Genomic DNA, 25,596 nt, shown 5'->3' on the forward strand with positions numbered 1-25,596 from the left:
CCACCATCGCTTGCTGCTGCTAGCCTCATCATTATATAAAAATTATTGAAACTGTTTCTCTAAACCTGCTGATTATCAAAATCATTAATTATAGTAGCATGCACCTATAAGATTTACTCACACATTTGGAGAGACACGATGGATACTATAATACTGCCTACGAGCACACAGGATACTCAACACCATAGCCACCATGATGGAGATAATCAACAGAGCGCACTACAGCAAGCACGCAACTTACCACTACCTTCAAAATCAGACATGCTTAGACGTGCACCATCGGTAGAGCGTTTCTGGCATCAAAACAGCCAGTTACTAGAGCAAGCATGGGCAGAGTGGGAAACCACTGAGCATGACTTGCCTGTACTTGATGATTCATTATTTGATCCAACTCTACGTGATGCAGTGACGCAAGCATGGCGCACTCCTTCTACGGAGACGGCTGTTAAAAGTTTATGGCAAGAGATACTACCTGACGTATATCAGGGGCAACTCTTTGACCCAGCACAACTATCAACACTGCGCCGTTATTTGCAAGCAATCGCAGACGCTAACATTCCCATACGTCCTCCTTATGGTATTGCATTGAACAGTAATGGGGCCATGCTAGATGCGCGCTCGCTAGGCTATCTGGCTACCCCTAATTTTCAGGCGTTTTATCATAAAGTCATGAATCAATATATGCGGCCTATCGCTCGGTTATTATTTGCCAATGTTTATGGCTATGACACTCAGACCTTTGGGTTCTCGATTCAATACCAGCCGACAGGCGATACATCTCTACAACTTCATACTGATGCTTCAACGGTGACTATGAATATTAACCTAAATCTGCCAGGCGAAGACTTTACTGGATCAGAAGTGGACTTTGTCGATCGCCATTTAGGGCAAACCAAACGTGCCATCTTTAAACCTGGCATGGCGATTATTCATAGAGGCTCAGTGCCGCACGCCGCACATCCAATCACCAGTGGTAAACGTACCAATATGGTGCTTTGGCTGTATGGCGATAATATGCAAGTACCTCGAGGAGTTGGGCTTAATAGTCATATTGATGCCAATCAACGTTGGACTGCTACGCACAGTCAGCCTGATAATTTCGCACCGTTTTAAGATCAGTGTATGCGTTTAATGGCTTTATCAATTGATAAATCACCTTCATTATACGTCCTAATATAGCTAATAAATAACCTTGAAACAGATTAAAAATGCCGTATTCTCAAAATAATATTGAAAGTGTTTTCTCTTGTAGCTAGTGGTTCTAATGTATGAACTTTACTATTATGAGTCATCACTAGGACGGACTAATCAGTTAACTTAACCATGAACGATAAAGATTGAGTAGCACCGTTTGTTAAATCCGTTTGTATGACCAGCTGACTAAAAAACTGAAACATACTTTACTTAAGGACAATCATGAAAACCATTAATGAAGCACTAAACTGGCGTTACAGTACCAAAGTATTTGATGCCAATAAAAAGATATCTGCTGAAGATTTTGAGCAGATCAAAGACATGCTACAAATGAGTCCATCAAGTACCAATATTCAACCATGGAGCTTTGTCATTGCAGATGATGACGCAGGCAAAGCGCGCATTGCCAAAAGCACGCAAGGTGCCTTTCATTTTAATACACCTAAAGTCCTAGATGCCTCACACGTGGTGGTTTTCTGTACTCGTATTCATGCCGACGATGAATACATGCAGGCGGTGTTAGAAAAAGAAGATCAAGATGGTCGCTATGCGCAGCCAGAATTCAAAGCACAGATGCATCAAGGTCGCCAATTGTTCTTAGATATGCATCGATTCGATACCAAAGATGAGCCACATTGGCTTGCCAAACAGGTATATCTCAACATGGGCGGGGTACTATTGGGCAGTGCGCTTTTGGGTATTGACACCGTCCCCATGGAAGGGGTTGATTTACAGGCGCTTGATACGGAGTTCGACTTACGTAGCAAAGGATATTCTGCTGTGGCAGTGGTATCGTTTGGCTACCGCAGCGATGATGACTTTAATGCCAAAATACCTAAATCACGCTTGAGTGAAGAGACTATTTTTATTAAGGCTTAAGCAATCATTAGGGTCTGTTGATCATTCAAATGTGGTGCTGGCAGTCACTATTTTTTAGACAATATGCAGTGAAATTTTTGACGCCTAGTCATTCTAGGTTAAACAATTTCGCCATATATTGGCAGAAAATAGTACTGCCCTGAAAGGCTGATGCTAAAATCACCCCGAACGTTGTTGCAATCCTAGTTAAGGTCTCGACATTATCGTCGGCTTGCGCCTAATTTGGTGCAATTTTAGCAATCAGCAGCCCTAATATTTGAATGCTCAACAGACCCTAAGCGAAGTCTAAACATTATCAAATGGTCAATAAGCATAATTTTAGCGTTGCTATTGGCCGTTTGAGTTTCTGCTATAGATTTTCTGACATTTTTTAATAATATTTCTTATTAATTTACTGTATTGCTTTTAAAATAAACATAAATAATAACTGGAGCCGACGATGAATTTGGCAAACAATAAAAAGAATGCTATCGCGTTCTATCAGACCGCTTACGAGGGTAATCCACAAAAAGCCGTCGCTGATTATGTGGGCGATGATTATATTCAACACAATCCCGCCGTAGCCAATGGTAAATCAGGATTTATTGAATACTTTGAACGGATGCAAGCACAGTATCCGAACAAGTCAATTGAGTTTGTACGTTGTATCGCTGAAGATGACTTAGTCTCATTGCATACCCATCAAGTCTGGCATAACGAAGATAAAACCATCGATGAATTCGTGACGATGGATTTCTTTCGATTTGATGATAGTGGGAAAATTGTTGAGCATTGGGATTCTATCCAACAAATACCCAAAGATTCTGCTAATCATCAAACCATGTATTAGTTCATATATAGAGAGGTGACAACCCCTTTTATGCGTAATCAGACTGTGCATAATCTACGCCTTTAATCCTTAATCATAGTAGTAATAAATACCTATTGGCTTATGAGTTTCTTGCTACCAGTAAGGCGAACGCTTTATTTCTTCGGCAAGAAAATCAATAAACTTTCTTTGTAGTGGTGTCACCTGCTTTCGATTGGCATAAACTACATAAACACCCAAGGTTTTGGGTTTCCATTCAGGCAATAACTCAATAAGTTGTCCAGATGCAATCAAAGATTTGACTGCGCCAGATGGCTGTAAACTAATCCCATGTCCACGTAGCGTGGCAGAGAGCAAAACTTCAGAGATATTGGCGCTGATATTGCCAGAGATAGGAACAGACTCTGGACCATTTGGCCCATCAAACACCCATGCCGACCGTCCAAAATACGCAAACGATAGACAGTTGTGATGTACAAGCGACTGTACATCTGTAGGTCTGCCACGCCTTTGTAAATACTCAGGTGCAGCGCATACGATAGAGTGGCACTCACCGATACGTCTGGCAACGACATTTGGCTCCAAGTCATTGGTGATACGAATCGCCAAGTCAATACGGGCATCAACTAAATTGACTGAATCATCAGTGGTAAGAATATCAATTGCTGTTTGCGGCCAGTGAGAAACAAAGCGACCAACCACATCCATCAAAAGGCTATCAATCAGCGAAAAGCTGGCAGTGATTCGCAGCTGACCTTTTAGCTCCAAAGTATTCTGATTGCGTATCTGATCCAACGAGTCGGTCAATCCAAGCAACTGGTACGCCACCTCAAGCGTCTGCTCACCAGGTGCAGTGAGGCTCAGACTTCTAGTGGTGCGATGTAATAAGCGCATATCCATCCAGCTCTCAAGCTCTGTCAGATAGCGCGTTACCTTAGCTCTAGACATGTCTAAATTGTCCGCGGCACGGCTCAAGCTACCTTGTTCAACGATCGTAACAAACACCTGCAACGCGGTCAGCCTATCCATCTCTCCATCCTTATTTGCGCGAAAACTGAAACAGTAAATGCCGAATTATAGCGTATTTAAACGAAATACAATCGAATAGAATAGCCATTAACAACGAATACCGCTATTAACGCGGTCTATTTACTCAAACGAAAATATAGGTGAATTATGAAAAAATTAATGACAGCTTCTATGGCGGCCAGTGTGCTACTGCTTGCAACCCAAGTAAACGCAGCCGATCTACAACTACAAGCATATAAACCTGATCAAAATGCTATTTTCCCAGTGACATCTGTGCTGGCAAGTGGCGAGAAAGATGCTATCTTGTTCGATGCACAGTTTAGTGTCAAAGATGGTGAAGCATTGGTTGATATGATCAAAAAAAGCAATAAAGACCTAAAAATGATTTATATCACGGCAGGCGATCCAGATTACTATTTCGGTCTTCAGCCTTTAGTCAAGGCCTTCCCTAATGTGAAGGTTATGTCTAGCCCTTCTATTATTGAACACATTGAGGCGACTAAAGATGCAAAATTAAAGCATTGGGGCCCAATCCTTGGTAAACATGCGCCTACCAAGATCACAGTACCGCAAACACTTGATCAGTCCACATTGACCTTAGAAGGTCACAAAATCGAAATCAAAGAGATGGGAACCCATCAAGCATATATGTGGGTACCAGAGTCAAAAACCGTTTTCGGCGGTGTGTCAGTAACATCAGGTATGCATGTGTGGACTGCTGATACCCAAACTAAAGAAGCTCGTAGCGAGTGGATGCAATCATTGGAACACATGAAGCAATTAAAGCCAAACCTTGTGATACCAGGTCACTATTCAGGCAACCTACTCAAAAAAGACTATGCTGTTGATTTTACCCTCAGTTATCTAAAAACCTTTGAGAAAGCACTGGATGAGGCAAAAAAGCAAGACTCCAAGAAATCAGAAAAAGTGATTTCTACCATGGAAGTAGCTTATCCCGCGTTATCTGGGGATACTAGTTTACAAATAGGCAGTAAAGTAAATACAGGTGAAATGAAGTGGTAAATACGGACTATTAGATAAAAAGAATTATACTTTGCTAAGTCTGTTAGCGAAATACGAGTGTCAAAATGCTGGCGTATGAATGCTTGATCAATCAGCATACGCTAGCACTTTTAATGATAGATGAGAGTAACTAATGACAATACAGTATCGTCGTGCTACGCCTGAAGACTTTACAGCCATTGTCGACCTCTTTGTCGTCAATATGAATTTGAGTGTATTTACTACTGCTACAGATAAGCAGGTTCTAAAGCAACTGGCTACCCTATTTCTTGCGAAAGACTGTCATCATGCTACTTTTATACAAGTTGCAGAATATGATGACATTATTTGTGGTGTGGTTATAGGTGTTACTAAAGAAGATTCATACAAGGCATTACCATTCGATGATAAGCCTATTATTGATCAGATAGAACACAAGCTGGGTCTATCTGAACAAGGACAACAGGTATTAAGTGATTTACAGAAAAAAGAAACGGCTGGTGCGAAACGAAAGACAGTCAATTTTGATAGCGAATTACAGTTCTTCTGTGTAGATCCAAACTATCGTCGCCACCGTATTGGAGCGACGTTAATTCAAGCATTTGAGACTTATCTTGTGGCACAGGGCGTAATTACGTATGCATTACATACAGACACCCTGTGCACTTATCAGTACTACGATAATAATGGCTATCAACGTGTTGATGAGCACCCCAACCATCTAAACCCGCAGATAATGCACTATACCTATGTCAAATCTTTATCTTAACAATCTTGTATAGATGACCATCAATGATATTCAAACAAGCATAATCCAAAAGCTCTGAGACAATATTCATAAAACCAATAAACTATCTTTAACTAGCCAATAAAGCGGCTTCGAATGGATAGTTAGTAAGGTTTTCAAACCCAGTGTCTGTAATAATGATTTGATCTTCAAGTTTGACACCATTTTTACCACCAACTCGACCTACATACGCTTCAACGCAGAGGGCCATACCCGGCTCCAGCACACCACTATAGCCATGGCATTCAAGGTCTTCGGGGTAACGAATAGACGGATACTCATCACAAAGACCAACGCCATGCATCATCACACCATATCTTTGCGCTCTATATTCTTCAGGAAGTAATAAACCAAATTTTGTCACCTCTTCAAATGTCATTCCTGGTTTCAATATATTCATGTTGTGTTGGATATGTTCATAAGCTACCTGATAGAGATGCTTTTGCTCTGCACTTGGCAAGCTCTCTCCAATCATCCAAGTTCGAGACAAGTCTGCACACATTCCATAAGGGCCAATCAGATCTGTATCGAATGCAAGTAACTCACCCTCCTTCACAATTCGAGGGCCACTTTCTTGAAACCAAGGATTGGTTCTAGGCCCTGAAGAAAGAATTCGACATTCTATCCACTCACCACCTCGACGAATATTTTCCGCATGAAGAATAGACCATATGTCATTCTCAGTGATACTGGGTACTGTTGCTTCTTGCATGCACTTCATCGCAACCTCTGTTGAGGCAATTGAACATCGCATGGCATTGATTTCATCTTCGTTCTTAATAGATCGAGCAAACTCCATCACTTCCTGACCATCAAAAACATCGATTCCTAATTGTTTTATCTTATTGAAACCAGCAATTTCAATTTTATCGATAGCCAATCTTTTATTGTCTCCAGCATGCTCCTGTAAAATAGATTGAATTTCTGAAGCAAACTTAGAGGCATGTTCGTCAGTTCTATCACCGGTTTCAAAGTAGAAAAAAGAAGCGCCTCCTCTGACTTCTTTGATCAAAGGAAGGTGTGCTGATAAGTGCTCACAATTGTGAAAATCCCATAAAATAAGATGTCCTGATGCAGATACAAAACAGGCTCTAGAGTGATTGTGGGTCACCCATACCTGCATATTTGTGGAGTCAGTCGCATATCGAATATTAAGAGGATCAAACAATAAGATACCGCCAAGATCTCTTTTCTGTAGTTCTTTTACGATTCTTTGGAGGCGGTATTCGCGCATTCGTGCAAGGTTAGGAGGTGTCAGCCCTAGCTCAGCCCACTCATTGAATGCAAGATCTGTTGGACCTATCTCGACACGGTCATTATCGTTCAGAGAGCCATCAGCTTTAAACGCGCCACCTCGACGCCGTGAAGGGTTGATTTTTCGATTTGAAGATGTGACTGAGAATGTGGTTATATTGCTCATTATTTGGCCTGCCTATAGTAATAACTTCAACAAACAAGAGCTCCATTGAAGAATAGAGCCTTGCCTGAATGGTTGTATCTATAGTAATTTGCCACAAAAAATGAGTATGAAAAAACGATTTAAACACACGAATTCATGACATAAAGTCATGCTAATATTATGACGCTTTCTTTATCCGCTCTCTATGTTTCAAAACGCTATAAGGCTGTTCTTTTATATTTAATAGACTCAAGCGTGGCGAGCCAAATCAAAGGTAAGACAATCAGAGCCGAACCTATCAAAAGACTGATATCCGGTATTTCATCAAACCATACGATGCCGATAACCACTGCTCCTAACAGACCAGTATATTCTGCACTAGATATTTTATGTGCTTCAACCGCTCGGTAGACCAGCACGCAGATACCCGCATAGATCAAAATAAACAAATTTGAGCCTGCTGCTATCCATAGCGCATACCAACTCAAAGGGGCATTTTCCCAAATAGCCAAACCAAGCCCCAACGGTATTCCGACTAAATTGGTCAAAAACAAGGTCTGAGCAACGGTGTGATTCGAAGGTAATTTACGAACCAATAGATTGTTTGTCGCCATGGTTAAGGCCACGATCAACGCAAATATAGCCCCCATATTAATTTGTGTCGGTTTTACCACGACAAGAATACCTATGAAGCCTAGTATTGCCACAATGATGCTTGGTGCTGTAAGTCTGTCTTTATAAAACAGGAACCCTAACGGCAACATCAGTAAAGGTGCAGTATAAAAAATCGCATTCACCGTTGCCAGCGGTAACGCTTGGATAGACAACACCATGAATACCGCGCCAAACAACCAAATATGCCCACGTACAAAATGCCATTTTACGTTACTAAGTAGCTTGGCTTTTTGGTTGAATAAACAAAACGGTAGCAGCATCAAGACAGCTGTTAGCTGACGCAATAGCACAAACTGATAGACCGCTGCGCCATCTGGCAACTCTTTTATCAGCGCATCTGAAAGGACTGCAATCATGTTTCCTGCAACCAACAGTATCATTGCAAATCCAACACTCATCTTCGGCATTATCATGCTTATACCTATCTCAAAATACATAAAATTTTAAATTAAGTTATTTAATCTAATGGTCAGATAAATAGTATATTCGCGTATACTCATGACGTATAATGATATAAAAACGTTTAGTATTAGTTTAACTCATAATGAAACTCCCCCCATTACGTGCCATACAATGCTTTGAATCTGTAGCAAGGCTTAATAGTTTTTCCAAGGCAGCAGAAAGCCTCAATGTAACGCAAAGTGCCGTGAGTCATCAGGTTCGAACGCTTGAAGAATATCTTGGTGAAGCGCTGTTTTATAGGCAGGGCCGAACCCTTTCTTTAACAGATATAGGCGAGCGTTATTTCACAGAAGTAAATCAATCGCTGACGGCTCTGTCCAATACCAGTCAGGCCATTCGAAATGACCAGCCTGGGCATATTCGCCTAGCACTGTATAGTTCAGTGGCTGTAAATTGGTTGATTCCTCGGTTAGAAAACTTCCGCGAACAACACCCAGAGATTGAGCTGACCTTAAATATGGTGACAGACCAAGATGACTATAATGAGCAGTGTTCGGATTGCTTTATTACCGTCAATCCACCAAAACGCAATGTAGTCAGCAAGCTTTTATTCGCTGAGAAGCTATTTCCTGTCTGTGGCCAAAAACTTTGGGCGGAAATAAAGGATCAGCCATTGCCTGAGGCGTTATGGCAACACCCTATACTGTCCGTAAAATATTCTGACAAAAGTGAAGGTACGGCTAATGATTGGCTAAAATGGTGTAAAGCAGGCGGGTTTGAGCTGCCAAGCGAGGTAAAGATTAATCAATTTAGCCATGTACTGCTTGCCGCACAGGCTGCACGTTATAACTTAGGTATTACGCTTACCGACAACTATATGATGCTAGAACAAACACATCAGCAAAATCTTGTCAAAATCCCAATGCATGAATTACTCACTGGCGACAGTTTCTATTTCTTTTATAATGACTTAAAGTCAAATCAACCAGACATCATTAAATTGAGTCGTTGGTTAGAGTCAGAATGTCTTTAAAAGTGTTTTAAATAAGTGTTTCTAAAGACCGTCATTAACGAGTATTACCTATAGTTGCGGCCATAAGCACTGTGAAAGTATCAACCCCCTACGATAAAGAGCAAGACCTATGCAAATAATCCTCAATCAAATGGATATTACCGATTATCAAGTATCGGTAAATGCTGCTGCGATATTAAAATCAATCCATGATCATCAAGTTTGCGATGGCTTTATGATTTTTCCAGAACTTGCTTTGACTGGCTTTCCGACGCTAGACAATATTGAAGCGTTGTATCATCAATCAACAGAGCACTTTCACAGCATATTGAAAGCAAGCAAAAATACAGAGGCAACCGTCGTTATTGGACATATTGACAAACAGGATCAACTTTTCTATAACGCATGTTCTTTTATAAAAAACGGCAAAATCATTCATAAACACCGAAAGTCAAAGCTTTGGCTTGATGATGTTGGGGTATTTACAAGCGGAGAAGACTTGTCAGTGGTTAGCATTAATGATGTGGTTTGTGGTGCTCAGATTTGTTTTGAGCTAGAATTTCCAGAAGGCTCAAGAGCACTGGCAAAAAAAGGCGCACAGATCGTATTTATGCCAAACGGCAATATGTCTCCCTATGCAAATACCCACTATGTATTGACTCAAGCTCGGGCTATAGAGAACCAATGTTTCGTGATTACCTGCAATGGTGTCGGCGTCGGTCATGGCGGTCAGTTTGTAGGAGAGAGTCTAATGGTCTCTCCTACGGGACGAATCATCAAAAAACTTGGTTCGTCACCAGATATAGTAACAGTAGATATAGATTTAGAGGAACTAGAGCAGTCTAAACAAAACTATCACTATATAGACTTGTCTTAATGTAACCATAGAGCTTAATCATTAAACTGAGTGGCAAGGTTATTTTCTGGAGAAACCACAGTGAAGAAAAAGCACGGTTACTTATCGCGGCTGATGTCTGGTGGATTGAAAGCCAATGGACTATCGTTGAGCTAGTACAGCGCAATCTATATATCCTATGACTTACTATTCTCAGTCTCTCAAAGCATCTTCAACAAAGCTCAAACGGTCTTGACCAAAGAACATTTCACCATTTACAAAGAAGCTTGGTGCCCCAAATACGCCTCGTGCTACTGCTTCTTCGGTGCTAGATTTTAAACGCGCCTTAACCTCAGGCTCACTAATACGCGCCATAAAATCAGTCGCCTCAATACCTACTTTCGACAAAACCTCAGCCACAACTTCTGGTGATTCCATATTTAACTTTTCAGCCCATAGCGCATTGAAGATAGCGGATAAATAACTCTCAAATTTAGGTGTCCCCAAACAAGCGGTAACACCGCGCATAAGCTGCATCGTATTGACTGGGAAAAATGGATTGAAGCAAAAAGGTACGTCATAGATGGCTGCAAAACGCTTAAGGTCTTTGAGCATATAAGCGCCTTTAGCAGGTACGGCAGCTGGTGAGGTATTACCAACGGCTTGAAACACTGCGCCAAGTAACATAGGTCGCCAAATGATCTCGGCATTGTGACGCTGCGCGATACTCGCTAACTGTGTCCATGCCAAATAACTGGCTGGGCTGCCCACATCAAAGAAAAACTCTATTTGTTTACTCATCTTTGCCTTCCTTGCAATATATTAAAAATCCATTAAAGTTTGACGGTTACTAACCAGATAAGATTAAAAAGTTTCCATCCATGGGCGTAAATCCAGCTCATGCGTCCAGCTATCCCTTGGCTGACAGTGCAACTGCCAATACTGCTCAGCGATGTGTTTTGGATTTAAAATCCCGTCTTGGTCTTTGAGCTCATAGCGCTCGGGAAAGTTGTCACGAATAAAATCAGTATCAATGGCACCGTCAATGATAGGATGTGCGACATGGATGCCCTTTGGACCCAACTCTCGCGCCATGCTTTGTGCCAGTGCCCGCAGAGCAAACTTAGCGCTAGCAAAAGCTGAAAAACCTTTACTACCACGTAAAGACGCTGTTGCACCCGTAAAAATAATTGTCCCCCTCTCACGTGGAATCATGACTTTTGCCGCTTCTCTACCTGTCAAAAATCCAGCCAAGGCACCCATCTCCCACACTTTTCGATAGACCCTCTCTGTCGTATCTAAGATGGAGAAATGAACGTTTGCCCCGATGTTAAACACCACCACTTCAATCGGGCCAATGTCTTTTTCAATATGAGCAAACAGCTCAACCATCTCTTGCTCGACACGCGCATCACAACCAAATGGCTTGACTACTCCTCCAGCCGCTTCGATATCACTGACTAATGCCTCTAGCTTCTCAACAGTCCTTCTGGTCACGCACAAAGTAAAACCTTCTCGCGCAAAACGTCTGGCAACAGCACTGCCAGTGGCATCGCCTGCGCCGATTACAACTGCTACGGGTGCTCTGTTCATGTCTATTTCCTTATAGGTTCCTTTTTAGAACTAACAAAAACATAGCTTTATTTTTGGACCCTGTCAAGCTAACCTATAGCTTAAAGATAAAGGAGATAACCTATGCGCTGGGATGAACTGGACCAACAGTCTTGCTCGGTGGCTCGCACTTTAGCAGTCATTGGTGATCGTTGGACGCTCATGATTTTACGCGATTGTTTTTTGGGAGTCAGACGATTCGACGTATTTGAGCAACGCTTGGGCATTACACGCCATGTCCTATCTAACCGTCTTCGTAAATTGGTTGAATACGATATTTTAAAAAAAGTCGCCTATCAGCAGCGGCCGCTACGTGAGGAATATAGACTGACAGAGTGTGGATTAGATTTGCACTCTGTCGTACTGGCATTGGTCAGTTGGGGTGATAAACACATGGCTGATGAACGCGGGGCACCGCTGTTGCATAGACACAAGGCATGTGGTCACATTATGCATCCGGTGACAGTATGCTCCGAGTGCGCTGAAGCCGTTACCGCACGTGATATTGAGGTTGAAATAGGTCCCAAATGGATCGGTAATGATGGAGTGAGTATTTAATATAGTAGCGGTTGATGAATAACTGGAGCTAGACATCAGAACACTTTATTTAAAAGACTTGACCTTTTACGGTTGTACCGTACTACAGCCTGAAGTATTCCAAAACCTCGTTAACTGTATCGAACAACGTAAAATAAATCCAATCGTGGCGTGTACTTTTCCATTAAAAGAGATACATACTGCTCAAGCGGTTTTTTTAGAAAAGAAACATGTCGGTAAAATCGTTTTGAAAGTTGCTCAAGAATAATCATCGTTCGATAGCAAATAAATAGCGTATAAATGGCTTTGAATATTTTATTCAAAACCATTTATATCTAAATCAATAGCTACTGTTTTGAAGCATAAAAGTCAGTCGTTTCAGTAGTGACTTTCAACCATTCATTTTATTGTTAGCAGCAGAATATAGATTAAACCTATGAGATAACTGTCATTTCAGTGACGATGAATTCATCGACCATCCCATCTGTTACTTGTACATAGTTCTGGAAATGCGGGCTTTGTACATGTTGCTGAAGACACTCGTTGTTTTCCCAAATCTCATAAACAACGAAACCGTTACTATTTGCATTTTCTTGATGTAAGTCATATTGAATACAACCTTGATCATCTTGTGATGCTGCTGTCAGTTTAAGCAGCTCAGTTTTAACTTGTTCAACGTGCTCAGGTTTGGCTTTGATAGTGGCGACGATGGTAAGTGGTTTGTTTGCTTGCGTGCTCATCTATTTATCCTATGTTTGTTATTATCATTGATTTAAATAGGTCCAACGTGTCTGCTAAAAGCGTCACATTGGACCTGTTAATCTAAATGGCGTTATGCAGACCAGCCTTCTAATACAATCTTGCCATGCGCTTGCTGTTTTTCTAGCATTTGATGTGCACTACGTAGATGTTCAGCAGTGATAGCCCCAAGATTGTGAGCAACCGTGGTTTTGATCTCGCCTGCATCAATCAATTTTGCCACCGCATTTAATAAATGATGCTGTTCAATCATGTCTGGCGTATTGAACATTGAACGTGCAAACATAAATTCCCAATGCAGGCTTAAGCTTTTGGTTTTAAGCGGGTTGGCATCTAGTGATTTTGGATCATCAATCAGTCCAAGCTTACCCTGCGGCTTTAAGCATTTAATGATTTCTTCGTAATGATCCTCAGTATTATTGAGACTCACCACGTAGTCTACTTCAGCAATACCTGTTTTTTGTAGTTCATCAGACAATGGGTTGCGGTGATTGATAACATGATCAGCACCCAAATCTTTGAGCCACTGCACGCTCTCATCTCTCGAAGCCGTACCAATAATCGTGGCAGACGTTCTTGTCTTTAATAACTGAGTTAAGATAGATCCAACACCGCCCGCTGCGCCAATGACCAATACTGAGACGTTATTAGCATCCTCGCTACTATCGCTGTCATTCGCTGCGCTATCAGAGACAGGCACTTGTAAACGGTCAAATAACATCTCCCAAGCTGTAATCGTCGTGAGTGGTAATGCCGCTGCCTCAGCGAAAGACAAAGAGGCTGGCATGTGTCCAACGATACGCTCGTCGACTAACTGATATTCAGCATTGCTGCCTGAACGGGTCAAATCTCCAGCATAATAGACGTTGTCGCCTACTGAGAATAAACTGACGTCTTCACCGACAGCTGTCACAGTGCCAGCAGCATCCCAACCAATAACAGCATACTCACCCTCTGCGGCAGGACGCCCTTCACGGATTTTGTAATCTACTGGATTGACTGATATGGCTTTCACTTCTACGAGAATATCGCGGCCTGAAGCAATTGGCTTATCAAGGGTAATGTCTTGTAGCGATTGTTCATTATCGATAGGTAGATTGTTTTGATAACCAATGGCTTTGATAGTTTGCATAATATTGTGTCCTGTTTTTAATGAGAAAGTTTTTAATAATAAAATTTGAAAATATAGTTAATGATGGTTCAATTGTTTGAAATTCATTAATGCTGCTAAATATAAGTCTTATGCATCTTATGCAAAAATTGACTGCAATACTGTCTGAGTCTGCTGCTCAAGCTCTGCAATGGCTGCTTGGTTTAGAGCATCAGCATGTGGTCGACCAAATGCCCCTCTTGCATCGCCATGTGCGCCATTTGTTATATCGTTATCAAAGTATTTACCAGTATCATCAGCGAACTCATCCGAGATGGCCAATGCAGTTAGGATATTTGCGCCCTTGTCTGCTGATGACCAATGCTGACCATACGCTTCGTTGGCCATTTTTGTGTTCAGCAGCGAGCCTGGATTGACGGCAATGACATTGATATTGTTGCTAACGACTGTGTCAGCTAATGCCATACTCCACATCGTGAGTGCCAGCTTGCTTTGGGCATAAGCATCCTTATCATCGAGGCGGGTCTGGCCTGCAAGTGCTTGATAAGATATTGACGCTTGCGCAGCTGAGCTTAAGTTCACGATACGCGCTTTATCAGACTGCTTGAGCAAAGGTAATAAAGCATTGGTCAGCTCATAAGGCGCTAGATAATTGACTACGAAGCGTACATCCAGACCGTCTTTAGTCAATGCTGATGCCGTGGTATAAATCCCTGCGTTATTTATGAGCACATCAAGCTTGGGCAGTTTTTCATTGACGTCTGCTGCCATCTTTAGCACATCCGTTAAATCAGAAAAATCAGCCACAAACCCATCAATATTATCTACTGCTGCGCCTGTCGCGACTGCTTGAACTTCTGCAATGACGCTAGCAAGTTTGTCAGCATCGCGGCCATGCAAGTACACTTGGTGTCCAGCTTCTGCCAGTTTTAACGCTGCCAATTTGCCAATGCCATCTGTGCTGCCAGTAATTAAAATTGTTTTAGTGGTATTCAGAGTCATAAACCGCCCTTATTGTTTGAATTATTGTTTCAGTTTTGGATACCTGTTCTATTTTATCCGTCGTGATAGCGTCCATTGTAATGAAAGTGTTGTGCTTCAAACAGTAGTCATCACCTAAAACACTTTCAATATAATTTTGAAAGTAGGTTGTTTTTAAGGAGTTATTTAGATCGATATCTAAGCGGTTGTTTGTTATATTTGAGACAATACAACCGTCCTGTTTAGTCTGATGTTTCTCAAACGAGGGCCTGTCCTCCATTAGCGTATCTCAATAGGACAAATTGTTCATCCGCTTGACGCGCAAGCTCCGCCTTACTAACAAGGGTGAGCAGCTTTTGCAGCACTGTAAGGATGCACTGGGCATCTTAGACAATGCCTATGTACTTAGAGAAGTTTGGTGAACCTAAGACACCCTCAGCATTGGCTGAACATAATTGTCTGTGTCTGGGACACAATGACAAATATTTTAGTCAATGAACGTTTGAAGGCTTGGACAAACAAACGAGCGCCGCTGTATCGGGCAAAAGATGGTGACGTGGTCAGGCGTTGGACAATAATGAGACATGGTGTTGCACTAGAATCTCGTTTGGACATTAGTTCTAATATAAAAGAAGGACAGCACATTGAAATTAAACTAGGGGGTTGGCAAGTTACCCCCTATCCACTATATTTGATCTTTCCTGAACGACGATTGCTTGACCCACTGTTCAATGCCGTAAAAGAGTATTTAATCGACTGCGTGCAAAATTTTTTGGCTTAAATAGCGTTCGACCTTAAACAAAATACAGTCGATTCCTCCTAAAGTGCATACGGTTCTACTGGGGTAAATATTGTGCAGCCAATGAGAAAACTTATAACCAGTAGCAAGATGATCATCGCATGTATCACTTTTATGTTGGATTGACATCACCTTCCAATACGCCAATCTCTAAATTTGGCAAAAAAACGGTTTATTTTGTCAGAAAAGTTCAACGTCTCTGATTCCGGCACTGCTTCAACATGATGGCGAGCTGCCAATATCGGCTGCTGTACCAATCTTTCGTGATGATCAAACGCGCGATCAAGACTGATACTCATCATAGAAAAATTGGTCGGTCGTGGTAGGCAGCGATATACCTGACCTTTATTAATCAAATCAATCACCATATGTGCATCTTTGAACTCGGTCAACATGAGTACCATCAGATCAGGCTGAATATTTTTTAGCGCATAAACAATGGGAGTGATATTTTCTTTATTGAGCGTCGAATCCGTAATAGTGACGCCAAAGCGTTTTTTTTGTAATAAGCTTGCAGCCTGCTCAATATTGCTTGCCCAGCTCACGGTATAAGCACTCTTAAAATGACTTTTTATTTGCTGATAGACACTCTCATCATCATCTAACACCAATATACTACGCTTGCTATCAATTCTGGCATGAATACGGTTTTGAATGTCATAATTTTCAGTGGCATTTTGGGTGATTTCTTGGGTTTTCTGAGCAATCTCTGTGGCTTTATTAACGGTTTTTTTGAGTTCATCATTTTGCCAAGGCTTTGTGATATAGCGATAAATCTCGCCTTCATTCACAGAATCAATCACCGCATTCAGATCTGCATACCCCGTCAATAAGATACGAATAGTATTCGGGGATGCCGCCTTGATATCACGCAACACTTCTGTACCTTGCTTATCTGGCATGCGTTGATCACTGACAACCACTTGTACCTCATTCGCGCTGATATATTCCATCAGCTCAATGGCATCGGTGGTGGTAAACACATCGTGTGACTGTCGAAAGTGCATTTTTAAACTGCGTAAAATGCGTGGTTCATCATCGATAAAGGCAATTTTTGGTTTTTGCATGAGGCTCTCTTTAAATAAGTAGTTGGAAGTCTCTCAACTTTCAAATAAGGCCTGCGAAGGTTTGGCTTTATGAGCGATAGACTGTATCGGCAGCAGAATGGTAAACGTCGTTCCAGTGCCAACGATTGAGCTGACCTCGATGCGACCGCTATGTTGTTCGATAATTTGTGCTGTGATAGCCAATCCTAATCCTGTGCCATCACCGGCTTTTTTGGTGGTAAAAAAAGGCTCAAAGATCTGCGTTAAAATACTCTCTTTAATACCAACACCATTATCTGTAATGCTGATTGCCACGTATTGTCGCGACTCATCAACAGACGAGAGGATCTGTAATGTCCCTTTATGATCCATTGGCATGGCTTGGGCGGCATTATTAAATAGATTGAGTAATACTTGGTTGATTTGCGAAGGATTGCATTGAATCAATGGTAGCTCAGCCAGACTGGTGCTGACATCTAGAGTTTTTAGATTATTACGTGCCATCACCAAAGACGTGTTGATACAGTCATTGATATCGACCTCTTTTACCTTGGATTCGTCAATTCGAGAGAAATCACGCAAACTCACGACCAACTCCGCAATCTGATCGACGCCATACAGGCCGTCTTTGATCAAATCTGTCAAATCCTCACTGACTTCATCTTCTTTAATTGCCTCGCAACACTGCAAGGTCTCCTCTATCAATTGAGTCACTTGTGCTTGGGCAGCCTCTGGTTCTTTTAACGCATGCAATAATTGATCGGTATGCTGTATCAGCTCATCAAAACGCATGAGGTTATCACCGACCAGCTCCATATTGCTACGCACATAGCCAAGAGGCGTATTGACCTCGTGCGCCACGCCTGCCACCATCTGACCGAGTGTGGCCATTTTTTCGGAGCGTACTAGGTGCACTTGTGAGGCTTTTAATTCGTCCATGGCTTGCTGCAAATCTTTCGTACGGGCGGTCACTTGGCTCTCTAGATGGACATTTATTTCAGCAAGCGCGCCTTCGTTTTCGACGACACGATCAATCAGTTGATTGGTCTGCTCGCTGATGACTTGGATTTCACTGACATTTGAGTGTGGCAATTTATGCACGCTTAATTTTTGATATTGTTTTTGCTCAATCAATGTGCCCATATCAGCCACGGCCATTGCCATGTGCTTTAATGGACGCGTAAAGTAGCGACGAAATACCCATGCAGTCAGTAATAAAATCGGAATAAACCCCAATAGCATGGCTTGAATCAGCTGGTTTGACAGTGCATTTGCCACGCTCATCATGTCATTATCAGGCTTAACGATGACCATCTTCCAATACGTAAATGGCATACGAAACACAAAAGCGGTGGCAGACTGCTGCAACACAAAATCATTGGGCACAGCGATGGTATCGACCAAATGACTGCCGACTAAGTTAAACGTCTGATCGATGTTCAACAGCAATAATGCGGAGAGTAATTGGGATTCTTGTTCGCTGATTTTGTCCAAATTGGTCGTGCTCAAAATACTACGGGCGGCGAGCGTGAAACGGCCTTCATCTTTGGCAGTCGCGTCATCGATCAGTGTGCGATTGATACTATCTAGGCGATCAGCAATAGGTGCAAAGCTAGGGTTTTTCTTGGCCAATTGATGTGCCGTTACCATTTCGCCCTGAGGATTATCTTCCGTCACTTGAGTGACCATCGACTGATCAGGAAAGGTCAAAAACCGATTGTCCAAGTCTACCAAGAATACATAGCCACCTACCTTATCTTGCCATTTTTGCATGGCATCATCGAGATTATCCAATAACAAATTAAAACTCACCACGCCATCAAAAGCTTGGTTACGACTGTCATATAATGACTTGGCACAAGTCATCATCGGCTGATTGCTCACGGGATCCACATACGCACGGCTCCAGACACAGTGGTCATGACGTGCATACATCGCTGGAATGTACCACCAATCTCGATAATAAGGATTGGGTGTTTGGCTCACTTGATTATAGCGTTCTGATGGTTGCATGTTGCCTGCATCATCACGCGCCCACACAAACGACTGACGCTCTCGACCTTGCTCATACATATTGGGGTCAAACCATACACCTCCGCCCACGATTCGCAGGTCCGTCTGCTGCATGAGATTACCAAAGGTTTCTTTATAAAGAACGTCTTCTTTTGGCAAGCCACCAGCCATCGTACTGGTCGCCTTTGCCAATCCATCGACATGGCTGATACTCGCCATGATGCTATTGATTGCTTCATTACCCGTTTCAACCACTGTTTCTGAAGTCATCTCTAGTAGGCGCGGCTTCGCTTGGGTTTCAATAACCCAGTACACCATCAGAATAATCAATGAAAAAGCCAATGCCAAAATAATCAGCATGCGCGTGGAAATACTACCAAGCCGATTAGCCACACTCATAAACAAACCTTGTATTGATGCGCCTACTGTTATCAATGACTCATACAATAAGTCAAGACATCAGCCATACGCAGCCACCATTCATAGTGAGCTCAAGGATACGATGCGGTTATGACAAGATAATGACAAAAGTCGTGTTTTTAGGGTTTATCCTCATTTTAAACATAACGAAAAAAATGCGCCAATTTGATTACTATTCATCATTCATCCCTGATTAATTCATTTAGTGATAAGTTAAGGTTTATCATTGACGACATCTTTTGCCTGTAGACTATAATTTTATAACAGCGCTTAGAAGTTTGTCGTGCACACGACAATTCCTCAATAAATGAGAGATAAATACGTTTAAACATTCATAGTAGAGGTATGAATTAGCCCTTAATCTATATTCAATAAACCGATTTCAGCTTGCCGGAATATTGGTATTCTGTGAAAATACGGAGGTTCTGTAGAAATAAAATAGGGAAATACGAAATGACATTCTCGAAGTCAGTAACCTATTTGCAGACTCGCTAAAGGAATAGACCTCCGCTAATTCTAACAAAACGGACAAGTAATATAATCATGAAAAAATCAGCGCAAACACTTTTTAGCCGAGTTGGTCTGACTGCTGTCATTGCCGCCTCATTGATATCTGGACAAGTGCAAGCAGCAGACAGCGACAGTCATCTGAAAAGCACAGTAGATGCACAAGCCAAGTCGCTAATGAAAGCACATGATATTCCAGGTATGGCGTTTGGTATTATTGTCGATGGAAAGTCGTCTTTTTATAACTACGGTTTGGCTGACAAGCAATCTGTCAAGGCTGTTTCGGAAAACACTATCTTTGAGTTGGGCTCTATCAGTAAGACCTTTGCCGCGACTTTAGCCAGTTACTCCGAACTCAATGGCACACTCGACTTGGAGGATACCGCTGATAAATACATTCCTTATCTACAAGACAGCGCCATTGGTAACACCAAGCTTATCAACCTAGCCACCTATTCGGCTGGTGGTCTACCACTTCAAGTACCTAACGATGTCAAAAACAATAAGGAATTGTTCCGCTACTATAAGTCGTGGCAACCTGCCTTCCCTATCAACTCAAAACGTCTATACTCTAACGCCAGTATAGGACTGTTCGGCCATATATCAGCCTTGAGTATGGGCGCGGATTACACACAGGTGATGGAAGATAAAATACTGCCCTTACTCAATATGCCTAGTACCTTTGTCAATGTTCCTAACGACAAAATGGACGATTATGCGTTTGGTTATAACGCTGCTGGAGAGCCGATAAGAGTTAACCCTAGGATTTTGGACGCCGAAGCTTATGGTATTAAATCAACCAGCGCGGATATGACCCATTACATGGCGGCCAATATGGGGTTAATCCCTTTGGATAAAAAGATTCAACAGTCATTGCAAAACACTAGAAAGGGATACTATCAAGCGAGCACTTTTACACAGGGATTGGCGTGGGAGATGTATCCATTACCAACTCAGCTAGACACACTGCTTAAAGGTAATTCAACGGATGTGGTGCTCAAACCACAGCCCATTACAGCAAACAATCAGCCGACACCTGTTTTAAACGATGTATGGGTGAACAAGACAGGCGCTACCAATGGTTTCGGTGGATATATCGCTTATATTCCCGCAAAAAAATCTGGTATTGTCATTTTGGCAAATAAGAACTACCCCAACGCAGAGAGGGTCAAAGCGGCTTACACTATCCTGCAAAGTGCGATGGCTAATTGAAGTAGAAGAAAATAGAACGTTGCTGTGTCTCTAGTGATATTCACCTTTTTTAAACCAATATACTGAATGTAAAAAAGTCCTTTATATCAATATAAAGGACTTTTTTTCTGAAGTTGAGAGTGTTAATTTGTACTATTTTTCAAACTCTTTGAAATCTGCTTTACGAATTTTGGCATGAATACCTTTGGTCTTATCCACGACTTGCGATACTTCAAAATCTGTCGCTGCACTTAGGTAAGCATAAGCGATTGCCTCATCAATACCATACTCTTGATTTAAGAAACGAATCGCTTCACGAGTAGACTTCTTCATCGCCTCATCCAAATCTTCATCTAGCCCTGGCGTGATCCAAAATTCAGCATTCTCTGCCAAAGGTTGCACAATCTCTTTACCCGGAATCTTATCCTTACCTGCTTTTAGCAGTGTAAACTTAAAAGTGGCGCGAGCAGATGCTTCAAGGGCAGTCAATGCAACCTCGCCATCGCCTTGGGCAAAGTGACTGTCACCTGTATAAAACAGTGCACCTGCCACTTGTACCGGATAATAAACCGTCGCCCCTGCACCCAATTCATTGATATCAATATTGCCACCATACATAGCAGGTGGAACTGAATGTACTCGTTCTGAGGTGTTTGCTGCGACACCCATTAGACCCATAAATGGACTGAGTGGAAAACGTATAGACTTACCAGAATCTGTTTTTAGGATACCTTCGTATTCACCTTTGGCATTTTTTTCGATAGGCGTAAATACGGAGACATTGCCGTAGCGCTCAGGGTTAGCGGCAGACGCGTTGTCTTGTTTTGCTTTTTTGGGAAACTCGCCTGCCAATGCGCCTTTGCCATGGCGGTTAGAGATGACACCATACGGCACGCGCGGTTCAACGTTGATGACTTCTACTTTTAGGATATCGCCTGGTTGCGCCCCTTTGATTTCGATAGGGCCTGTCACGATATGTGGACCATCTTTATCAAAGTCATGTTTTAATTTTGATTTTGTTATTGTTTTTGCTTCATCTAAAATAAAGTCGTCTTTGACCCCTTTTGACTTAAAGTATTTTTCTGCATCACGGCCCTGATCTTCGAGCAAACCTTCGTGTGAGACGGTATCAAAAGTCACCACACTACCAGAGGCAACAGACATAACGGGACTGGCGTCTCTGTTGGGCAAATACCCCCATGTTATGGTGTCTAAAGTAGAAGGTACATAGTAATTGCCTTTGTATTCACCACTACTCAACTGAGTAGGTTTATCTGCTATTTGCTTGAGAACCGTAAAGTCTTCTGCTTGGGATACTGATATACCAAACGCGCTTAGAATAAACAGTGAAAGAATGGTTTTTTTGAACATAGAACATACCCTCTTTAGTTAAAACATGACAATATTGTCATACCTGTATAAGGGCAAGTTCTATGCCATAGGCAAAATGGTGTTTTCTACTAAAGTTAGGGATAAAAGCACTATATTGATACAATTGTTTGCTTTATCGTGGTGCCTCAGCAAAAAAAGAGCATTGTTTTAGAGCATAGACATTGCATGCAGAGGTATTAAATTAAAAAATATTAAATGAAAAGATAATGGATAGAGAACTGTACTATCAATCTTATTTTAAGACACGCTATGCAAATTGGCGTTCGAACGACGTCCGATTCTCAATATAGGCTGGCTAGCAAACAAGACAATCACACTAACTAATGAAAACACACCAAAGGCGTAGAACGCAGTAGCAGCACCATACCTATCCACAATCAAACCAGTAAAGATGACTGGTACACTAAACCCTATATATGCCATCAGAAAATAGCCTGCACTCGCACGTGCTTGCTCATTTCCAGCCGAGCGTGCGACTCCTAGCATACCGCCTAAGTAGACAAATCCATAGCAACTAGTACTGGCCAAAAATGCCGCCAAAAGAATCACTGGTAGGTTAGCATTCAACGTCCCCCAAGCCAACAAAGCATAGGCTGGTAGTAAGATCAGAAGACCAAGCTTGCTTGAAACCTGAGGATCAAGTTTTCGGGCGATTGGCTGAACGATCAATCCACAACTGATGGCTAACATAGAGGATATCCCTGCATACTTAGCGAGTCCATGCGTGGCCAGTACTGAGGGAATAACTGACAGTACCAAACCTGTCGTCGCCCAACAAATCAAAATACCGCTGCCATACCAGATGACCTCACGGTTAAAATAAGGTAGCCGTAGCATAGATGTGGGCAAATTAGTGCGTTTAGGTGCTGTCTCTGGTAATTGATATAACAAAAACATAGCGAACAGCCCGCTAGCTAGCAGTAAGAAAAAACTGGCTGGCTGATCGGTTTCATAAAGCATCAAAGAAACCGTCGTCAATACAGGGCCAAGACCAAAACCTATCGTTGTACTGGCCGTCACCCACGCTGTCGCACGCATCGTATCTGTTGAGCCGAGCAGCTCAATCATATAGGCAGTCGCCGTAGCAGCCATTAGAGCCGTTCCCACACCAAGTATGAATCGTGCTACTGCTAATGCTCGCGTGTACGGATAAAATAACATAAGAGCCGTCGCTGCTACCGATAGTGCCAAAGAGATTAAAATCACCTTGCGCCGTCCAATTCGATCAGACAATCCACCAAAAGCTAACAATACAGGTATGACGCCTAATACATAAAAGGAAAACGCTATCGTAGTTGCTAGCACACCATAGCCATCATTGTGTGCATAAACGGCATAAAGTGGGCCTTGGATATTGACGCTTGTCGTTATTACGCATAAGGCAAAGGCCAGATATTTATTATATTTTTTCGTGGTCATATATCGCTGCTTTTTGAAGAATAATCTTTGAATTGACTGAGGTAAATGCGATTCACAGTAGAATGACACCTACCTCTACATCGTTTACGTTCAATAATTAAAACAAAAGCACAGTAGGTTATCTATATACAATACAGTACAATTAGACATAACTGTTTGGTCTATAGAACCCATACAGTTGGGATATCAAATCAATATATTGTCCTAGCTGTACCCTTAAGATAAAACCTTCACAAAATCCGCCTTACCAAAAATTGTAAAAAATATGAATAAGAAACTAACACGTATCGAAATTGTCATGGCTGACGTAAAAGAGAAAATAGCGACCGTTATCTACATGCCAGAGTCGCGACTACCCTCCGTCCGTGCCGCTGCCAAAGATTATGGGTTCTCGCCATCTACCGTGGTTGAAGCCTACGAGCGCCTGCAAACTGAGGGCATTATTTACTCTCGGCCTGGTGCAGGGTTTTATGTGGCAGAGACGACAGCGCCGCTATCATTGACAGATATAGCACCAAAAATTGATCGAGTGGTAGATCCATTGTGGGTATCGCGGCAGGCGCTGGAGCCACCCGATGGTGCACTAAAGCCAGGCTGCGGCTGGTTACCAGCGGACTGGCTGTTTGAGGCAGGTATACGCCGTGGTCTGCGAAATGTAGCAAAAGCTGACGCGTCCATTATCAGTGAGTATGCAACGCCGCTAGGACTGTTAGCATTGCGTCAACTACTCACGCGGCGTATGGCAGGATTGAGTATCAATGCAGAACCGTCACAGGTCATATTGACGGATTCAGGCACTCAGGCGATAGATTTGATTTTTCGATTTTTACTGACACCAGGTGATACGGTCGTCGTAGATGATCCTTGTTATTTTAACTTTCGAGCACAGCTGCTTGCCCATCGAGTCAAAGTGGTTGGCGTCCCTTATACGCCAAACGGGCCAGATGTAGAGGCCTTTGCAGCGATTTTAGATGAGCATAAGCCGCGCCTGTACATCACCAATGCTGCCATTCACAATCCTACTGGCGCCACGTTATCGCCTGCTACGGCATACCGTGTATTACAATTGGCGCAAGCGGCTGGTTTGTATATTATCGAAGACGATATTTTTGCAGATTTTGAAGTCAAGCCTGCAGCGAGATTGGCGGCCTTGGATGGGTTATCACGAGTATTCTATATCGGCAGTTTTTCTAAAACGTTATCCGCATCCCTACGCTGTGGTTATATTGCAGCGCCTACAGAATGGGTTGAGAGTTTGGTAGATTTAAAGATAGCGACTGGCTTTGGTGGCAGTCAGTTAGCAGCGGCGGTTGTGTTCTCAGCATTGACTGATAGCGGCTACCGTAAGCATATGAATGATATCCATACTAGGCTGGCAAGCGCGCGTACTCATACGCTACCACGATTGGCTAAATTAGGCATCGTACCGTGGCTGCTCCCACAAGCAGGTATGTTCCTATGGTGCCGATTACCTGAAAATAATAATGCGACCGAATTGGCCAATCGCTGTTTATCACAGGGTGTGGTCTTGGCGCCAGGCAATGTTTTTAGCCAATCGGACAATGCTGAAAACTTTATGCGATTCAATGTGGCACAAATGAGTCATTCAAAAGTTTTCGAGGTATTGGCTCAATCGTTAGACTGACCAATCAGAGACTTATATAGTCATTCCACTATAAAAGTATTACAGCGTTAAACTCGCTTGAAGTATCACATGTACATCTACACTCGGTTGCCTTGTACTACTTTTAAATTGAATCGGCTATAGTGCTAGCACCTTCTTATTAT

General features: G+C 42.3%; 24 protein-coding genes. 12 read left to right on the plus strand and 12 right to left on the minus strand.

The features are described from left to right. Nucleotides 1-138 precede the first annotated feature (138 nt). From V6252_RS04020 to V6252_RS04030, 3 genes are all read left to right on the plus strand, one after another. Nucleotides 139-1,113 (plus strand): hypothetical protein, encoded by a 975-nt coding sequence (locus V6252_RS04020; protein WP_341609372.1) that lies wholly within the window; start codon nucleotides 139-141, stop codon nucleotides 1,111-1,113. Nucleotides 1,114-1,416: 303 nt separating this feature from the next. After that, nucleotides 1,417-2,073 carry an oxygen-insensitive NAD(P)H nitroreductase gene (gene nfsB / locus V6252_RS04025; protein ID WP_197177063.1) on the plus strand — a complete coding sequence of 219 codons (657 nt, stop codon included), beginning with the start codon at nucleotides 1,417-1,419 and terminating at the stop codon, nucleotides 2,071-2,073. A gap of 439 nt (nucleotides 2,074-2,512) precedes the next feature. Further along, nucleotides 2,513-2,902, plus strand: a complete 390-nt coding sequence (locus V6252_RS04030) for a nuclear transport factor 2 family protein (RefSeq protein ID WP_341609373.1) — start codon at nucleotides 2,513-2,515, stop codon at nucleotides 2,900-2,902. Between the two features lie 114 nt (nucleotides 2,903-3,016). Here V6252_RS04030 and V6252_RS04035 read toward each other — a convergent pair whose 3' ends face one another. Beyond that, nucleotides 3,017-3,910 carry a LysR family transcriptional regulator gene (locus V6252_RS04035; RefSeq protein ID WP_191115307.1) on the minus strand — a complete coding sequence of 298 codons (894 nt, stop codon included), beginning with the start codon at nucleotides 3,908-3,910 and terminating at the stop codon, nucleotides 3,017-3,019. A gap of 147 nt (nucleotides 3,911-4,057) precedes the next feature. Between V6252_RS04035 and V6252_RS04040 the strand changes: the two genes are divergently transcribed. Further along, nucleotides 4,058-4,933: an MBL fold metallo-hydrolase gene (locus V6252_RS04040; RefSeq protein WP_341609374.1), complete on the plus strand. Its 876-nt coding sequence runs from the start codon at nucleotides 4,058-4,060 to the stop codon at nucleotides 4,931-4,933. Nucleotides 4,934-5,066: 133 nt separating this feature from the next. Continuing rightward, nucleotides 5,067-5,681, plus strand: a complete 615-nt coding sequence (locus V6252_RS04045) for a GNAT family N-acetyltransferase (RefSeq protein ID WP_341609375.1) — start codon at nucleotides 5,067-5,069, stop codon at nucleotides 5,679-5,681. A gap of 88 nt (nucleotides 5,682-5,769) precedes the next feature. Here the strand turns inward: V6252_RS04045 and dddP are convergent, their stop codons facing one another. Further along, a complete protein-coding gene (gene dddP, locus V6252_RS04050) occupies nucleotides 5,770-7,119 on the minus strand; it encodes a dimethylsulfonioproprionate lyase DddP (protein WP_341609376.1) in 1,350 nt (449 codons plus the stop codon). Between the two features lie 197 nt (nucleotides 7,120-7,316). After that, nucleotides 7,317-8,186: a DMT family transporter gene (locus tag V6252_RS04055; protein WP_238070073.1), complete on the minus strand. Its 870-nt coding sequence runs from the start codon at nucleotides 8,184-8,186 to the stop codon at nucleotides 7,317-7,319. A 131-nt stretch (nucleotides 8,187-8,317) separates the two neighbouring features. On the opposite strand from V6252_RS04055, the gene V6252_RS04060 reads away from it, so the two are divergent. Continuing rightward, nucleotides 8,318-9,208 carry a LysR family transcriptional regulator gene (locus V6252_RS04060; protein WP_341609377.1) on the plus strand — a complete coding sequence of 297 codons (891 nt, stop codon included), beginning with the start codon at nucleotides 8,318-8,320 and terminating at the stop codon, nucleotides 9,206-9,208. Between the two features lie 109 nt (nucleotides 9,209-9,317). After that, the gene (locus tag V6252_RS04065; RefSeq protein WP_341609378.1) at nucleotides 9,318-10,064 is read left to right on the plus strand and encodes a carbon-nitrogen hydrolase family protein; all 747 of its coding nucleotides are present in this window, start codon (nucleotides 9,318-9,320) and stop codon (nucleotides 10,062-10,064) included. A gap of 171 nt (nucleotides 10,065-10,235) precedes the next feature. Here the strand turns inward: V6252_RS04065 and V6252_RS04070 are convergent, their stop codons facing one another. Continuing rightward, nucleotides 10,236-10,823 (minus strand): 2-hydroxychromene-2-carboxylate isomerase, encoded by a 588-nt coding sequence (locus V6252_RS04070; RefSeq protein WP_341609379.1) that lies wholly within the window; start codon nucleotides 10,821-10,823, stop codon nucleotides 10,236-10,238. A 63-nt stretch (nucleotides 10,824-10,886) separates the two neighbouring features. After that, complete coding sequence (locus tag V6252_RS04075) at nucleotides 10,887-11,615, minus strand: SDR family oxidoreductase (protein WP_341609380.1); 729 nt, start codon at nucleotides 11,613-11,615, stop codon at nucleotides 10,887-10,889. A 102-nt stretch (nucleotides 11,616-11,717) separates the two neighbouring features. On the opposite strand from V6252_RS04075, the gene V6252_RS04080 reads away from it, so the two are divergent. Together V6252_RS04080 and V6252_RS13860 are read left to right on the plus strand one after the other, a co-directional pair. Beyond that, entirely contained in the window at nucleotides 11,718-12,191 is a 474-nt protein-coding gene (locus tag V6252_RS04080) for a winged helix-turn-helix transcriptional regulator (protein ID WP_201569071.1), read from the plus strand. A 58-nt stretch (nucleotides 12,192-12,249) separates the two neighbouring features. After that, on the plus strand, nucleotides 12,250-12,438 hold the full coding sequence (locus V6252_RS13860) for a zinc-binding dehydrogenase (protein ID WP_298810795.1): 189 nt from the start codon (nucleotides 12,250-12,252) through the stop codon (nucleotides 12,436-12,438). A 166-nt stretch (nucleotides 12,439-12,604) separates the two neighbouring features. Here V6252_RS13860 and V6252_RS04085 read toward each other — a convergent pair whose 3' ends face one another. The 3 genes from V6252_RS04085 to V6252_RS04095 all read right to left on the minus strand — a co-directional run bounded on the left by V6252_RS04085 (nucleotide 12,605) and on the right by V6252_RS04095 (nucleotide 15,042). Continuing rightward, a complete protein-coding gene (locus V6252_RS04085) occupies nucleotides 12,605-12,910 on the minus strand; it encodes a putative quinol monooxygenase (RefSeq protein ID WP_341609381.1) in 306 nt (101 codons plus the stop codon). A gap of 92 nt (nucleotides 12,911-13,002) precedes the next feature. Continuing rightward, entirely contained in the window at nucleotides 13,003-14,052 is a 1,050-nt protein-coding gene (locus V6252_RS04090) for a zinc-binding alcohol dehydrogenase family protein (RefSeq protein ID WP_057762481.1), read from the minus strand. 126 nt (nucleotides 14,053-14,178) lie between these two features. Beyond that, on the minus strand, nucleotides 14,179-15,042 hold the full coding sequence (locus tag V6252_RS04095) for an SDR family NAD(P)-dependent oxidoreductase (RefSeq protein ID WP_341609382.1): 864 nt from the start codon (nucleotides 15,040-15,042) through the stop codon (nucleotides 14,179-14,181). Between the two features lie 454 nt (nucleotides 15,043-15,496). On the opposite strand from V6252_RS04095, the gene V6252_RS04100 reads away from it, so the two are divergent. Further along, on the plus strand, nucleotides 15,497-15,802 hold the full coding sequence (locus V6252_RS04100; RefSeq protein ID WP_341609383.1) for a LysR substrate-binding domain-containing protein: 306 nt from the start codon (nucleotides 15,497-15,499) through the stop codon (nucleotides 15,800-15,802). Between the two features lie 146 nt (nucleotides 15,803-15,948). Here the strand turns inward: V6252_RS04100 and V6252_RS04105 are convergent, their stop codons facing one another. Both V6252_RS04105 and V6252_RS04110 read right to left on the minus strand, forming a co-directional pair. Beyond that, nucleotides 15,949-16,887: a response regulator gene (locus V6252_RS04105; protein ID WP_341609384.1), complete on the minus strand. Its 939-nt coding sequence runs from the start codon at nucleotides 16,885-16,887 to the stop codon at nucleotides 15,949-15,951. Between the two features lie 33 nt (nucleotides 16,888-16,920). Further along, on the minus strand, nucleotides 16,921-19,278 hold the full coding sequence (locus V6252_RS04110) for an ATP-binding protein (protein WP_341609385.1): 2,358 nt from the start codon (nucleotides 19,276-19,278) through the stop codon (nucleotides 16,921-16,923). A gap of 564 nt (nucleotides 19,279-19,842) precedes the next feature. On the opposite strand from V6252_RS04110, the gene ampC reads away from it, so the two are divergent. Further along, nucleotides 19,843-21,018: a class C beta-lactamase gene (gene ampC / locus V6252_RS04115; RefSeq protein WP_341609386.1), complete on the plus strand. Its 1,176-nt coding sequence runs from the start codon at nucleotides 19,843-19,845 to the stop codon at nucleotides 21,016-21,018. Nucleotides 21,019-21,150: 132 nt separating this feature from the next. On the opposite strand, the gene V6252_RS04120 is transcribed toward ampC, so the two are convergent. After that, nucleotides 21,151-22,368, minus strand: coding sequence for an acetamidase/formamidase family protein (locus V6252_RS04120; protein WP_341609387.1), 1,218 nt, complete (start codon nucleotides 22,366-22,368; stop codon nucleotides 21,151-21,153). A 258-nt stretch (nucleotides 22,369-22,626) separates the two neighbouring features. After that, entirely contained in the window at nucleotides 22,627-23,808 is a 1,182-nt protein-coding gene (locus V6252_RS04125) for an MFS transporter (RefSeq protein ID WP_341609388.1), read from the minus strand. Nucleotides 23,809-24,073: 265 nt separating this feature from the next. Between V6252_RS04125 and V6252_RS04130 the strand changes: the two genes are divergently transcribed. Further along, entirely contained in the window at nucleotides 24,074-25,453 is a 1,380-nt protein-coding gene (locus V6252_RS04130) for a PLP-dependent aminotransferase family protein (RefSeq protein WP_341609389.1), read from the plus strand. Nucleotides 25,454-25,596: the final 143 nt, after the last annotated feature.

Origin of the sequence: Psychrobacter proteolyticus, from assembly GCF_038155145.1 — a bacterium.
In the GTDB taxonomy this organism is placed as follows: Bacteria; Pseudomonadota; Gammaproteobacteria; order Pseudomonadales; family Moraxellaceae; genus Psychrobacter; species Psychrobacter proteolyticus_B.